The 14,877-nt window shown below is 42.0% G+C and carries 15 protein-coding genes, 1 pseudogene and 1 riboswitch; of the genes and pseudogenes, 2 read left to right on the plus strand and 14 right to left on the minus strand.

Features of this window, described 5'->3' with window-relative positions; translation table 11 throughout:
• Positions 1–43: 43 nt before the first annotated feature.
• The 5 genes from D829_RS0109310 to D829_RS0109330 all read right to left on the minus strand — a co-directional run bounded on the left by D829_RS0109310 (position 44) and on the right by D829_RS0109330 (position 3,906).
• The gene (locus tag D829_RS0109310) at positions 44–1,450 is read right to left on the minus strand and encodes a DEAD/DEAH box helicase (protein WP_017688610.1); all 1,407 of its coding nucleotides are present in this window, start codon (positions 1,448–1,450) and stop codon (positions 44–46) included.
• Positions 1,451–1,567: 117 nt separating this feature from the next.
• Positions 1,568–1,882, minus strand: coding sequence for a multidrug efflux SMR transporter (locus tag D829_RS0109315; protein WP_017688611.1), 315 nt, complete (start codon positions 1,880–1,882; stop codon positions 1,568–1,570).
• The gene (locus tag D829_RS0109320; protein WP_017688612.1) at positions 1,882–2,220 is read right to left on the minus strand and encodes a multidrug efflux SMR transporter; all 339 of its coding nucleotides are present in this window, start codon (positions 2,218–2,220) and stop codon (positions 1,882–1,884) included. The genes D829_RS0109315 and D829_RS0109320 overlap by 1 nt, the downstream gene beginning before the upstream one ends.
• A gap of 102 nt (positions 2,221–2,322) precedes the next feature.
• Positions 2,323–2,430, minus strand: a riboswitch (guanidine-I (ykkC/yxkD leader).
• Positions 2,431–2,500: 70 nt separating this feature from the next.
• Positions 2,501–3,130, minus strand: coding sequence for a pentapeptide repeat-containing protein (locus D829_RS0109325; protein ID WP_017688613.1), 630 nt, complete (start codon positions 3,128–3,130; stop codon positions 2,501–2,503).
• A gap of 11 nt (positions 3,131–3,141) precedes the next feature.
• Positions 3,142–3,906 (minus strand): class I SAM-dependent methyltransferase, encoded by a 765-nt coding sequence (locus D829_RS0109330; protein ID WP_017688614.1) that lies wholly within the window; start codon positions 3,904–3,906, stop codon positions 3,142–3,144.
• A gap of 93 nt (positions 3,907–3,999) precedes the next feature.
• Between D829_RS0109330 and D829_RS32880 the strand changes: the two genes are divergently transcribed.
• The gene (locus tag D829_RS32880) at positions 4,000–4,296 is read left to right on the plus strand and encodes an AraC family transcriptional regulator (RefSeq protein WP_081594976.1); all 297 of its coding nucleotides are present in this window, start codon (positions 4,000–4,002) and stop codon (positions 4,294–4,296) included.
• Positions 4,297–4,407: 111 nt separating this feature from the next.
• On the opposite strand, the gene D829_RS0109335 is transcribed toward D829_RS32880, so the two are convergent.
• The 9 genes and pseudogenes from D829_RS0109335 to D829_RS0109380 form a co-directional block, all read right to left on the minus strand.
• Positions 4,408–5,487 (minus strand): beta-eliminating lyase-related protein, encoded by a 1,080-nt coding sequence (locus tag D829_RS0109335; RefSeq protein ID WP_017688615.1) that lies wholly within the window; start codon positions 5,485–5,487, stop codon positions 4,408–4,410.
• Entirely contained in the window at positions 5,484–5,906 is a 423-nt protein-coding gene (locus D829_RS0109340; RefSeq protein WP_017688616.1) for a MarR family winged helix-turn-helix transcriptional regulator, read from the minus strand. The genes D829_RS0109335 and D829_RS0109340 overlap by 4 nt, the downstream gene beginning before the upstream one ends.
• A gap of 222 nt (positions 5,907–6,128) precedes the next feature.
• Positions 6,129–7,847, minus strand: a complete 1,719-nt coding sequence (locus D829_RS0109345) for an ABC transporter ATP-binding protein (RefSeq protein WP_017688617.1) — start codon at positions 7,845–7,847, stop codon at positions 6,129–6,131.
• A 2-nt stretch (positions 7,848–7,849) separates the two neighbouring features.
• Positions 7,850–8,224, minus strand: coding sequence for a hypothetical protein (locus tag D829_RS30745; RefSeq protein ID WP_017688618.1), 375 nt, complete (start codon positions 8,222–8,224; stop codon positions 7,850–7,852).
• A 175-nt stretch (positions 8,225–8,399) separates the two neighbouring features.
• Positions 8,400–9,341, minus strand: a complete 942-nt coding sequence (locus D829_RS0109355; protein WP_017688619.1) for an alpha/beta hydrolase — start codon at positions 9,339–9,341, stop codon at positions 8,400–8,402.
• Positions 9,342–9,398: 57 nt separating this feature from the next.
• Positions 9,399–11,519: a serine hydrolase domain-containing protein gene (locus tag D829_RS0109360; RefSeq protein ID WP_017688620.1), complete on the minus strand. Its 2,121-nt coding sequence runs from the start codon at positions 11,517–11,519 to the stop codon at positions 9,399–9,401.
• A 286-nt stretch (positions 11,520–11,805) separates the two neighbouring features.
• Positions 11,806–12,042 (minus strand): annotated as a pseudogene (locus tag D829_RS30750) (DUF2441 domain-containing protein); the annotation flags it as partial.
• 551 nt (positions 12,043–12,593) lie between these two features.
• On the minus strand, positions 12,594–12,743 hold the full coding sequence (locus D829_RS33670; protein ID WP_017688622.1) for a hypothetical protein: 150 nt from the start codon (positions 12,741–12,743) through the stop codon (positions 12,594–12,596).
• Positions 12,744–13,652: 909 nt separating this feature from the next.
• Entirely contained in the window at positions 13,653–14,072 is a 420-nt protein-coding gene (locus D829_RS0109380) for an S-Ena type endospore appendage (RefSeq protein WP_017688624.1), read from the minus strand.
• A 207-nt stretch (positions 14,073–14,279) separates the two neighbouring features.
• On the opposite strand from D829_RS0109380, the gene D829_RS30755 reads away from it, so the two are divergent.
• Complete coding sequence (locus D829_RS30755) at positions 14,280–14,669, plus strand: S-Ena type endospore appendage (RefSeq protein WP_017688625.1); 390 nt, start codon at positions 14,280–14,282, stop codon at positions 14,667–14,669.
• The last annotated feature ends 208 nt before the right edge of the window (positions 14,670–14,877 follow it).

Genomic DNA, 14,877 nt, shown 5'->3' on the forward strand with positions numbered 1-14,877 from the left:
ACTTTAATGAATGGAGAAGGTTTTATCTGGATTTATTTAACTCTTAATTGGCTCTATCATTCCTAGTTTTGTTGCTGCGGCTGAATGAGCCATGGTTTGATTTACTGCTACTGCTGTTTGATCTACTGCTATTGGGTCTACCGTCGTTTGAACGACTACTGTTTGATTTACCACTCTTGGCAAACCATTCGGATTTGGGCTTGCGTGCCGGGTTAGCTTTGGACTTCGCCGGTTTGCCTGCAGCCGATTTGTTGAACGAAGGTTTACTGCCCGGTGCTTTGCTGGTTTTATCAAACACAGGTACACCTGTCATTGGATATGGATGACCTTTCACTTCAGGAATCGTCTTTTTGATTACTTTCTCGATATCCTTCAGGAATGGAAGTTCATCCTTCTCACAGAACGAAATGGCCATCCCGCTTTTGCCTGCTCGACCTGTACGGCCAATACGGTGAACATACGTTTCCGGAATGTTAGGCAGGTTAAAGTTAATGACATGTGACAGTTCCTCGACGTCAATTCCTCTTGCCGCGATATCCGTCGCAACTAATACACGTGTTGCACCACTCTTGAAGTTGTTCAGTGCCCGTTGTCTCTCGTTCTGAGACTTGTTGCCATGAATAGCCTGTGCTGTAACATTCACTTTGGCCAAATCACGTGTAACCCGGTCAGCGCCGCGCTTCGTGCGTGTGAACACCAATGCCGTGACGATGGATTTATCCTCCAAAATTTGGTTCAACATATGTTGCTTCTTGCCGTTCTCCAGCAAATATATAGACTGCTCAATGCGGTCTACTGTTGAAGATACCGGTGTGATTTCTACTTTGACTGGATCAACCAGCAAGGTTTTAACCATTTTGGTGATTTCAGGAGGCATCGTAGCTGAGAAGAACAGTGTCTGCTTTTTGTTCGGCATTTTGGCAATGATTCTCTTCACATCATGAATGAAGCCCATGTCCAACATCCGGTCTGCTTCATCCAGAACGAGAATCTCAACCATCTTCAGATCAATACGTTTCTGATTAATCAGATCGTTCAATCTACCAGGTGTTGCGATAATAATATCTGCACCTTGATTCAACGCACGCTCTTGCACTTTTTGCGAAACGCCGCCAACGATTGCCGTACAACGAATGTCCGTATACCGGCTATATACCTTGATGTTATCCGCGATCTGAATAGCCAGTTCTCGTGTTGGTGTCAAAATTAATGAGCGAATATGTCGTGCAGACTTTGATCCTTGTCCTTTGGATCTTTCGCTTAATAATTGAATGATTGGCACTGAAAATGCTGCCGTCTTGCCTGTTCCTGTCTGTGCACATCCCAGCAGATCTCTGCCAGCTAATACAGCTGGTATGGCCTGTTCCTGTATAGGGGTAGGATTAGTATAGTTTGCTTTGCTTAACCCTTCCATAATAGAGGGGATAATATTTAAGTCCTTAAATGTCATGTTGTCTCCTTCATTTACGCACATCTATCAATAAGACGCATCTTTTATTTCACACGTAACGTATAAGGATACCATTAAAAACGTAATCTGTACATTATTTTTTTAATATCACTTTGTTTAACTGACCAATTTAAGACCGACTGCCGATCCGAGCACCATAGCGATAAACAGAATTCTTAGGGCATTTCGAGGTTCTCCGTAAAACACCATGCCAAGAATAGCACCGCCGGAGGCTCCGATTCCCGTCCATACCGCATATGCTGTCCCCATCGGAAGAGTTTCCATCGCAAGGGACAGGAACAGGAAGCTTAAACCAAACCCAGCTACCAATAGAACCAGTGAAATGAGATTACGGTCTTTGTGCAACTTGTTTATCATAAGCACTCCGATCATCTCAAATATACCTGCCAAGATAAGAAATACCCAGTTCATTAGAGCTGCACCTCCTTATTCTTCTCTTTGCTCAGCATTTTAAGACCAATTACGCCGAGTAAAAGTACACCAATGAGTATCATTTTTCCGGTTTGCACAGGTGCATTAAACAAAATAATCTCTGCAATTACCGTACCAGCGGTACCCAGGCCAACGAATACTGCATACACGGTTCCCACGGGCAAGGTCCGGGAAGCTGCAATCATTAAGCTGAAACTGATTATAATCGCAACCAAGGTAAGCCCCCATTCCAGCAGACCACTGGCGTGTTTCAATCCAATGACCCAACCCACTTCAAACAAAGCAGCAATCATAACCGACATCCAAGTTTTATTCATACCTAAAACGCTCCTTTTCTTCTACATTTTTTTGTACAACCCGTAAGGTTCATTAGCGAAAAAACAAAAAAAGCCCGGGAAACAAACTGCATATAGCAGTTCATCTCCCAGGCTTTTATCCCTCCGTGGCACAACCAACAGGTTGCGGGTTTTCTCTCGGACCAGACCGACACATACATCGCGCATCGCGGAACCCTAGAAAACCTGTTTTTATTCTAATGTGTCTCCAATTATACACACTTCCACTATCTTGGCAACCCCTTAAATGTGATAATGCCATTTATTTGATAATCAAACCCATTAATCCTACAAATGTGGCGGCTTGATGTGGTGAAATCACACAACCGTTGAGATCTTCCATAGTCAGCACCAAGGAGTCAAATTCGCAATCGCTAAGATCCAAATCCTTCATTTTGGTCCCCGTTAAGGAAGCTTGGTCGATGTTACATTGACTGAACTCCATTTTTTGCAGTGCCAGATAGGCAAAGTCTGCACCAATCAAGGTACTTTCCGAGAAGGAGACCTGTTTCAGATGGGCAAAACGGAAATTGCTGTAGTCGCCTAGACCATGAAGGAAACTGACGTTTTGCAATCGACTATTAGAAAAATCAGTTCCGACAAACTTGCAGTTACGCCACTCGATCCGGTGCATGAAGGCACCAGAGAGATTGACATTGGAGAAGTCGCAGTGTTCGAACCGGACATCGGTGAATTCAAATTGTTCCAAGGCAGACTCCGAGATTGTCACATGTCTAAATACAACATTTTCAAAGGAAACTTTACTCGCTTCCTGGTGATCCAATGTAATGTTCTCGATCAGTTTGTGTTTGTACTCCACTTTGGATTCCAGGAATGCAATCGTTTCCGGTTCGAGCAACTGCTCCTGAATCTTGGGTTTATCCATTTTCATCCCGTATTCCCCTATTCTTTAATAGCTGCAACTCGCAGTCGGCTTCTGTCTAGATACCACTGTCCATCCCGCATCAGTTGTGGCTGTACTTTTTTCTCAACAGCTTCCATAATAACATCCTGTTCCGCAGATGTGATACCACTGAATAAATACTCCGCGAAGCTGGTCAACCACTTTCTGGCACCTGGCTTGAACGGAGTAAATTGGTCAACGTGCTGGGCCAGACTAACTCTAAATCCGTGTTGCTCCAGTAGATTAGCATATTCGCCAATGGTAGGGTGATACCATGGATTCCGACCTTCCCATCCGTATCCACGGGCATTCAGTTCTTCCCGTACCGCTGTAATTAATATAGCCGTGTTGCCATTTGCAGCAAACTCAGCCACGAATCGCCCCCCCGTCTTGAGCGCTAACTGTATGGATTGTACTACAGCCGGAGCATCCTTTATCCAATGCAGAACGGCATGAGAGAAAACAGCATCAAACGGTTCTTCTGTCCGATAATGACAAGCATTTGCTACTTGAATATTCATATCAGGGTATTTCTGTTTAGCTTGCCTAATCGTCTCTTCTGAAAAATCTATACCTGTTGGCAGCGCTCCTGCGGCTGCAATTTTGGCTGTCAGATCCCCATTGCCACAACCCACATCAAGAATACGTTCACCTTGGGATGGCTGGAGCAAGGATAAGATAGGTGTTTCCTGTAACGTTGCAAAAGGAGCGGAATGAACACTCCATGATTCGTTCGTTTGACCAGATGAATGTCCGTTATTCATAGATTATAATCTCCTTTTAAATTAAGGATCTAATGTATCTATAATAACTTTTATATAAGAGAATTGTCAATTCACTAATCACTCAATCCGGTCATCGGGCAGATTATCAAGGCATCCGCTGATGCACCCTACTTAAGTCTCAAGCTCGAATTCACACCGAACCAAATTCTCGAAGTACTTAACAGATGCAATATCAAGGTAACATTCAACGAAAACGCCAGACGAGCCATGTTTGTAGGTCAGATGGAATCGTCCATTCAGGACGCTGTACTCCGACTTGTTCGATTGCTGGATACGCCGGGAGAGATTCCGTTTCTGGCTCCGTTGTATGCACTCTCTATCTCACAACTATCACACAAAAGGCAAACCAAAAAAGGACAACCACAATGAGTTGTCCTTTTTTCAGTATCAGAATTCTGCGTAATTACTTTTGGATTTATTCAAAATACTCGTATTTATGAGAAGGAAATCGGAACTGTTCTCCTTAATTTTTGAACAAGATTAGACCAATGCTTCGACCCGTTCAAGAACCTGGATTTCTTCGTGCAATATTTGAGCGATTTCACGAGTCAGTGCATCCACATTCTCTTGACGAGTTGCCCAGCTGGTACAGAATCGCACAGCACTGTGTGTATCGTCAACCTTTTCCCAGAAGGAGAAGGTATAACCGCTGCGTAATTTCTCAAGCAAACGATCAGGCAGTATCGGAAACTGCTGGTTGGTTGGTGAGTCGTACAGGAAACGTACCCCGTGCTGTTCAAGTGAGTCATGAATTCTCAAGGCCATATCTACGGCATGACGGGAAATATCGAGGTACAGACCATCTTCGAACAACGTTTCAAATTGGATACCCAGCAATCTGCCTTTGGCAAGCAGGCCACCTTTTTGTTTGATCATATAACGAAAATCCGGTTTCAGCGCTTCATTCAGGATAACAACCGCCTCTCCCATCAATGCGCCAATCTTGGTTCCCCCGATGTAGAACACATCACAGAAGCGTGCAAGGTCAGCAAGTGTCATATCGCAATCTCGGGAGGCAAGTGCATATCCAAGGCGTGCTCCATCTACGAAAAATGAAAGACCACATGCTCTGCTGACTGTGTGCAATGCTTGTAATTCTGCCTTGCTATACATCGTTCCGTTCTCCGTTGGCTGAGATATGTAGACCATGCCAGGTTGTACACAATGTTCCGGTGACGATTCATTCATGTGTGCATCATAGACTGTCCTAACCTGTTCAGGCGTGATCTTTCCGTGCTTGCTGGGAACTGTGAGCACCTTATGGCCCGTTGCTTCAATAGCTCCTGTCTCATGAACCGCAATGTGTCCCGAGGTCGCAGCAATCACACCTTGATATGGACGCAAAATAGATGCAATCACCGTTGTATTTGTCTGTGTACCGCCAACCAAAAAATGAACATCAGCTTGATCATTGTCACATGCCTGACGAATAAGCATTCTCGCCCTTTCGCAATGCTCATCCGTACCATACCCGCTCGTCTGTTCCATGTTGGTTTCCATCAGTCTTTGTAAAATTCGTTCATGCGCACCTTCGTTATAATCACATTCAAATCGTATCATGGTGTGGTCTCTCCTGCCTTCTTGTTCAACTTCTCTTGTATGTTCATCATGGAGGTGTATACCTCTTGAATCTCTTCTTCATTCAATTCTTGCATCAGCTTCAGGATCTGTTGATCGGATCGATCATTCAATTGGGCATACAGTTCCTCACCCTTGGCTGTCAGACGAATCAGACTGACCCGGCTGTCGGCAGCAGAATCCACTTTCACCAGCAGTCCTTCCTTGGACAGCTTGTTCACAATTCGGCTCATGTAACTGCGATCAATGGTCAGTGTATCCACCAGATTGTTCGCAATGCTTTCTCCCCGAATCCCAATCTCAATAATGACCCGTACTTCTGCAAACGAATATCCTGTTCCAAGAATATGCTTGTCGAGTACACCAAGTATGTTGGTATAAAAACGGTTAAAACGTCGCATGTCAGCCAGTATATCTGGATTTATGTACTGAGAGTTGATGTCAAACCCTCCTTTTTAGTGGACATTGTCAACATTATGATAATCACGTTAGTGGACGTTGTCAACATTATTTTTACCCGAGCATGTTATACCTCATTAGTAATCCAAACTAAAAAGCCGCGCATATGCGCGGCAAGGTTGTTCTGTCATCGGAGTGTCCAGTGTAAATTCATTTTATATGGATTAAGAGTGACTATATTGCACCTGATGAAGACGGCTATATATCCCTCCAGCGGCGACCAATTCCTCATGGTTACCTTGCTCAGCGATGCCATCTGTGTTCACTACGATAATTCGATCCGCATTCTTGATGGTCGTCAGTCTGTGCGCAATGACGAGTGTCGTTCTGCCCACCGACAATTCAGCGAGTGATTGCTGGATCAGTGCTTCCGTTTCCGTATCCAGCGCAGAGGTTGCCTCATCCAGAATAAGAATGGGTGGATTTTTCAGGAACATACGAGCAATGGATAACCGTTGCTTTTGTCCTCCGGATAGCTTGACTCCACGCTCTCCAATGACCGTATCCATGCCATCTGGCAACGTAAGAATTAATTCCTCCAATGAGGCACGACGGGCGGCATCCCAGATTTGTTCATCCGTTGCACTCAGATCGCCATAAGCAATATTCTCCTTAATGGTACCCGAGAACAAAAATACATCCTGTTGAACGATTCCGATATGTTTGCGCAAGGATTGAAGCTTAACGTTACGAATGTCGACGCCATCCACAGTGATACGTCCCTCTTCTACCTCATAGAATCGTGGCAGCAAGCTGCAGATGGTAGTTTTGCCTGCACCCGAAGGACCAACAAAAGCAACCGTTTCCCCTGGTCGAACAGACAGACTGATATCATTCAGAATACGCCGACTGGATTCATATCCGAACGAGACGTTCTCGAAGCGAATATCACCTTTCACACTTTCGAATTCAACGGCGTTTTTGCTATCCGCAATCTCAGGTTCTGTATCAATGATCTCCAGATAACGTTTGAAACCAGCAATGCCCTTTGGATAACTTTCAATGACAGCATTGATTTTCTCAATCGGGCGGAAGAAGATATTGGACAGGAGCAGGAAGGCCATGAATTCCCCCATATTGATTCTGCCATCGATATAAAACCAAGCCCCGCTGATCATGACAAACACCGTAACCAGTCGCATCATCATATAACTGACCGAGATACTTTTCGCCATCGTTTTGTAGGCAAGTAGTTTGGTTTTACGGAAATTCTGATTGTCCACCGCAAAAAGCTCTTTCTCATGTTCTTCGTTGGCGAACGATTGCACAACACGCATGCCACCAACGTTATCTTCAATGCGTGCATTGAAATTGCCGACGTCTCCGAAGAGTCGCCGATACGTCTTCGTCATGCGGCCACCAAATACGATAATGACCCAAGCCATGATTGGGATAATAATAAAGGTAAGCAGCGCAAGCTCCAGATTAATGTTAGCCATCAGCCAGAACGATCCGATTAATGTCATCACTGCGATGAATACATCTTCAGGTCCATGGTGAGCAACCTCGCCAATATCATTCAGATCATTCGTAAGATGACCAATTAAGTGGCCTGTTTTACGATTATCAAAGAAACGGAAGGACAGCTTCTGCAAGTGAGCGAACATCTTCTCACGCATGTTGGTCTCAATGTTAATGCCCAGCATATGTCCCCAATATGTAACGACATAGTTCAATACGGTATTAAGTGCATAGATGGATAACAGCACAACGCAGGCAAGCATAATGAGAGGCCAATCCTGACCTGGCAACAATTCATTAATGAATTTGCTGACGGCAAGGGGGAAAGCGAGCTCCAGAAGACCTGCGAGTACAGCGCATCCAAAATCAATCAAAAACAGTTTTTTATAGGGACGATAATACGAAAAAAAGCGACGAATCATACTTATTCACTCTCACTCTCCAGATCCTTATTGGGGTTTACATCTTCATTTTGCAGCTCGAACAGATGGATATACTCGTCGATGACCTGATCAATGGCTTTCAGTTCCCCACTAATCATTGGGCGAATATGTTCGTACTCCTCCTGTCCAAGTTGTCTGGCAAGCGTCGTTCTTCGATTCTGCATCTGCTCCAGAAATACAAGAATCCGGCCGCGACGGAATGTTTGCGCACCACGGCCCCGTTTTCCCTGATGTTCACCATGCCCTCTGCCACGTCTGGAACGTTCTCCACGTTGCTCACTGTCACTCATATCACGTTTCGGACGCTCACCTTGACGTACACTTCCATCCATCTCTTCGATAGGACGATCTCTCATTTTGTGCCACCTCCATAACGTGTATACATATGTATACAACATTTCATGTATACGATTGTATACGCGACAAAAAGAAGTGTCAACCTAAATTTTCCAGTAGATAACGAAGTATGTATGTTCACCATCTCCTTAACAGAAAAAAGCCGCGATTTCGCGACTTCTTTTGTTGGCGACACTATTTTATCTCACTCATAAACTTTCTATATTCTTGAACCATTTCTTTGGATCGGGTGTGATGCAAATAATGTCCTCCCTCGAATGTCATCACTTTTCCATGCACAGAATCTTTGACTTGCTCTTCATGCAAGGGTATCCATCCTTCCGTTTCGGTATCATTCGCTTGTAAAAAGAAAATCACAGGAAGATCTTTGGGGAAGGACAAGTTCTCAGCTGCTTTGAAATTAGGACCGAAGTTTTCGCCTTCATTCAAGTTGTTCGGATTAAACATATTTTTGAGTGAAAGTATTCTAATTTGTTCTCTGGTTTCATCATCAACGTCGGGTGCAATCAGTTGATCAGGGGCCAGTTTCATTAACAATCGGTAGAATCCTGATTTTTTAAGCAGTTTGTACGTTTCGGTTGGAAATGGATCATCGTTACCTCCCTGCGTTGGAACGCTGCTATCAATGCCGACAAAGGCAGTTACTTCGTTTGGATATTTGTTTACATAATCCAGTCCGTAAATTCCTGAAATGGAGTGACCCATGAGCGTGTAACGATGAATATTAAGCTGTTGTAACGCTTCATGAATTTCACTAACCATATTTTCAGTGGTACGCTCTTTTTCAGTTACCTCACTTAGTCCATAACCAAAAGGCTCAATGACAACGACTTTGTAAAATGGAGATAACTCATCGATGAGCGGTTTAAAATCAAGGGCTGGAGCAGGTGTTCCATATCCGGGAAGTAATACGACCGTTTCTTCGCCTTTTCCTTGAATCAACACATTCATGTTTTTCCCGTCAACCGCTACGGACTGACCATAGGATTTTATTTTCCCTTCCTCTGATTTGTTGCTAAATACATTAACAATAAATACAGTGGCAATGAATAATGCAAAAGCGATAACTATGGCTCCGAATATTTTGAGCAAAATGATTAATATTTTTTTCATCATGATGGTTATCTCCTGTTGAGTTCGTTTGTTGTGCAGCCGTTTGGAACTCCATTCATTTTACTTTTTTAATGAAATTTCAAATTTGGAACCAGCCTCACCTGCAAATACAATACGACCGTTTTCTGGTAAAACAACTTCATCCTTACCGCTGACCACGGTGTAATTAATACAAATTCCTGTCTGGTCGTATACGGCAAAGGCGCTATTTGCAGGCATCTTCACTGTCATGAATTTTCCTTTCGCAGTCGCTGGTACCGAAAACCATTTGGCATATCCATCTGCTTGAATGGTTGTTGCGGATTGTTTACCCAGATAGATGGGTTTTACAAGTTCCTCACTGGCGTATACATAACCCAAAGCTGTAAGATACTCTCCTCCGTCCTTTTTAGAGAAATGAATGTCCATCGTATCACGTCCGGCAGTACCCGGAATTTGCAAAGGATTAACTGCTTCGTTTGCTCCAGTAATCTTATTATTGGACATATACCCTGGATTCTCTTTATTCAACTGAATAGGCAGGATCGATGTAGCATTAAGATAGAGCATTGATGTGTATTTCTCATTCACCAGATAATATTTTTTACCATCGCGCTTTGCCCATGCAGCGTTAATCTCCTTGGATAATTTATTGGCTTCAAGCTTCTCCCCATTATATTCTGAGAAAGCCAGCTGTTCGAGTCCTGGAACGGATATATAAGATCGTGACCACAAGTAGGTTTTCCCATTTTTCTCCACAACGAATTTCAACTTGTCTGTACCTTCGTTATTAACAAAAGTACTATCCGCTGTATATGTGTATTCTTGAGCCGGATTACTCGGAGCTGTAAGTGAAGATACAGTCATTTTTCCAGCCATATTTATGTTGATCTTCATAACTGAATTATTGCCACCATATATACCTGCAAACTTGGAGATTTCCTTAGGCATATTGGCCTTCACGGGTACGCCAAATGATTTTTCCGGCTTCCGTTCTTTAATAACGCCCTTTTCCTCAAGTGCGCTGAGTAATAATTCATTGGCAATAAAATGATTGGTTAAGCTTGACCCGCCTGAAGAGATAACGGCTGCAGCCATGTTGTATTCCGGGAGTACCACTAATGAGGACTGATAAGATAAAGTATCTCCACCTTTCATAACGGCCTTAATGCCGTATTCGTTGAATGGGAACAAGTTCACACTATCCCACCCCAACCCGTAAGACATCAGCGTATCGCTATCCTCTGGCCACATGCCTCTTTTATACTCTTCTTGCGCCATAGCTTTTACAGACTTACTGGAAAGAATACCATCAACTTCTCCCGTGAAGATTCTTGAAAATTTGACCAGATCTTCAGCGGTGGAATACAGACCTCCAGTACCGATGATATTATAATTCTCTTTTGGAAGTGGTCCCTCATAAAAAGGGGAATAGATTGCCGCCATGTCTGACGGATTAACCACATCCTGTGGTGTTTTGGTATGTTTCATATCCAATGGCTCCGTGAAATACTTGTGTATAAATGCGGTATAACCGATGCCGCTCACTTTTTCGACCAGAATCTCGGATAACGTAAAGCCATCGTTGCTGTAGACTGAGTATGCGCCGGGATCTGCCTTCAGGTTTTGATTCGCCAATTGCTCCAGAAACGTATCATGTGAATACGTGTCATTATCTCCGTACAAGGTGGCATTGCTGGTTGAGGTGCCCAGAAGACCGGAGGAATGATTCAGCAACATACGGGGTGTAATCTGTTTGTATCGGTTATCTTTCATTGTAAAGTCAGGCATATAGTTCACAACAGGCACATCCAAATCGATCTTACCTTCGTCAACCAGCTTCATTACAGCAGCTGTAAGCATCATTTTACTGGTCGATCCAATGCCATAGATCGTGTTCGCAGTAAGAGGTACCTTGTCGTTTATATCGTTTTTGCCTGTATGACCAGATACCACAATCTCTCCACCATCGATCAGTGCATATTGCAGACTCGTCGTACCATATGTCTCGGTCAGTAATTTAGCTTTTTCGATCACGGCTTTCTTTGTTGTCTCATACGTAAGGTTGCTGTTGTTCATGGGAGCCGGTGCGGCCATTGCAGACATTGGGGCTAACATGGTTAACAGTAGCGTTAAAGCTGCAATTGAAGTTCTTTTTTTGACTGTTCTCTTGACCACGTTTATTTTCTCTTGTTGTATCATTTGCATCTTCTCCTGTCATTATCTCTTTATTAGAGTATCTTTCTTGGTGCTTGAATAAGCTTAACCAATATAAATGTACTCTTCGTGACGTCTATATGAACCAAATATGAACAGGCATAATAATTGGAGTACATGATGTTGCCCGTTAGCTAAATGAAAAAAGAGCAGCATGCCAACCTGCAGTCTGCCCCATGCTTTTTGAACTAACGTTTCCCGTAAGCTTAATGGATTTTGAAGCGCTTTTGTTGAGATTAAGTGGAGAATTCATCAATAATTTCTACCACTTCTCTTCCTTTGGTAAAAGACTGCCATCACCTTCAAAGATAGCCCCAACAACCCGAAGTTTCACTATCTGGAAAACCCTTCGATAGTAAGAATCAAAAAGTTCTTTCCATTTCAGAGCGTCTTGATCGTTTTTCGCAGCGTATAAGCAAGACAATCGTGAAGGATACTCAGGATATTCTTGCAGTCTAACCATTTCAACTATTACTTCTCTAATAGCTCTAATTGTTTGCTCTAACCATTTTTAACATAGGCGAATTCGGCATTTACCAGCATTATCCTGCCCGTTAGCTTAACGAAAAGACAGCGGACTAATGTGAAAAGAAAATAAAGTGTTAGACTGACTCATTAAAAGAAACAGCGGCAGAACAAGACTTGATAAATAAGTCTTGTTCTGCCGCTGTTGTTACTAAACTAACGTTATCCGTTAGCTCAATCCCCTGTCTTGAGCTACAAATGTAATCCAGTTACTTCTTAAGATGATTGCATTGTCATCCCTTTCTTCTTGAATTTCCTTTTGAACACTTTTTTCTATAAAAACGTCCCAGACACTACTTACTGCTCTTGTAAGTCAAAAGTTCTCATTTATGCAATAAGAATCAATTATTTCCAGTTCATTATTATCATTAAAAGTATAGACATCACAGGCTGAAATAAAAGATAATTGTTCACCATTATGAATAAACTCTCCTGTTCCATTTACTGTAACACGATTGTTTTCCGCTATAAAATTCCACGTAGTGAATTTAGTCGTTATACCTTTGAAGTAATTAGCAGTTTGTTTAAAATTTTCTATAACAGAATCATTACCAACTTAGTTTTCTCACCAACGATATTCCATTCAATTGTTGCTGCTAAATAATTAAAAGCAGGCTCAAAATTACCATTATAAAATGACTCCGCTATATACTTTTGCTTGAGAATACTGCTTTCTGAAGTCATATCTCAATCCCCTTGAATAATTATTTTAACTAATTTTATCATATTTTCTTTTTTCTGTAATAGAAAAAATTCTTGCGGACTGAATTAATGAAAACTAATACCTTGCTGAAGTTATCTAACTATCTGGCCCGATTGTGTAGTAAGGGGTAATACCAGCGTAGCTGACACCACCCGCAAACACATGGATAAAAATGTAAGAATCATCCGCGTCTGGAGAGTTCTTTTTATGAGTGATAAATGTACCAATTGCAGCCTGTTTGAACTAGCGTACCCGTTAGTGCAATGCATAGCCTCATTTGGCAATAGACGTGGTAATTCGGACGATCTCATCACTTAGTTGATTTACATCTACTGATGCCAAATTATTCAATAAAATTAATGTCACCTTAGAATGATCTTCTTGTGGTCGTCACAACTTGTATTTAGCATGCTTAATGGCTCAAAAAGATATCGTCTTAAAAAGTCCCCATAAGCAATGCCTGTGGTTTGTTCGATAATATATGCCAATAAAATGTAGCCTGAATTTGTGTGCTTAAATGTAGATCCTGCTTTGAATTCGGGTTCTAAATCTAAGAATAAGTTTGTTGTTTTCTCTAGCGTAGTAGGTTGCCTCATTATATCACGAAATTTTGGAATTTGGGTTATATTGGGAATGCCCGAAGTATGGATCAATAAATGATGGTTGGTTATTTGATCAGCACATTTGTACGATGGTGTAAACATCTTTAGATTATTATTAAAACTCAGAACCTTTTGTTCCTCCAAAATCATAATAGCCATAGCAGTAAACTGTTTTGTTATGGATCCAATCCTGAATTTTGTATCGTTGGTGTTCAAAACTTGATGCTCTTGGTTGGCAAAACCATATCATGGGAAGAACCAATATCAAATTAAAGAAAAACAACTGGCTCAGGAGCGAATCATTAATTCGAATTTACCTTTGCAGAATTTATCCTCTTCGTTGGCACTGGTGCATATTATTTCAAGTTTATAAATAGAGACTACAACAAAAGCAGCTTCCTGATATCCATCTATTGTCTGCTCAATTATTTTCTTTTTTGAGCCCAGCTTTATGAAAGCTTGCATTTGGCAATTCGAGTCGTTTTCAATTTTTAAGACACTTGTAGATGGGCGATGAATGCCTAAAGATCGAAAGTAAACACGGGCTTTCCCATCACATTTTTGAAATATACGACCGCATATTTTTTCACATATAGCAAATCCTCTTTTCTTTTTGCACTTTCCCTTTGTCCTCATTTTTGAGAAGCCGCAGCCTGTTCTCACATTAACAACTGTCTTTTGCCTTATCGTTTGAGAAGTTGCTTTCAAATCCCTTACCTCCCCATCAAAAATAAATCCGTCCTCATCCTATAGTTTATTTTGCTATGGATAAATGGTACTAAGACAAATATCCATTTATCGAATATGAATTGCAAATGGGTGTATTAGCAAGGGTACACGCGGATACAGGCTGTACTTTAGTTACATATCTATACTTGAACACTAAATTTATTTTTTAGAGGAGGAACCTTATCTATGTGTGGAAGTAGTAATAATCAAACCATAGTGGTAGGCAATCATGAGTGTTGTAGTCAAGTCCCATTTGTGCAGGATAAATTGTGTGCTCCTTATACGATCACTGCCGCTACACCTACGATCACCATCTTTGCACTAAATACAAATCCATCTAAAACGTTTGTATCTGGAACAATATCATTAGACAGTGGACCAACTGCTGGTACCGTAACCGTTGAATTTCTGCTTGGTACTACTGTAGTGGAAACTGATACACTACCTGTAGGTGCTAGTCTTGCATTTACCAAAACTGGATTTACTTCAATAACACTAACAGGAACAGGTGCCGCTCCATTTACACCTCTTTACCAAGGAGAGTTCTGTATAACTCCACGGTATGCCTTAGGTTAACGGTGTGGATCTATAATTTGGAAAATAAAGATCGGAATATCTGCTCCTTTATTGATTGCCTTAGGGGAGAAATAGCAAGTAACTCTTGCATTCTAGTTTATCTTTCTATGGGTAAATTGTACTAAGATAAATATCCATTTATCGAATATGCATTGTGTTTTAGCAAGGGTACACGGGGATACAGGTTGTACTTTAGTTACGTATTTGT

The organism is Paenibacillus sp. PAMC 26794 (assembly GCF_000316035.1).
Classification (GTDB): Bacteria; Bacillota; Bacilli; order Paenibacillales; family Paenibacillaceae; genus Paenibacillus.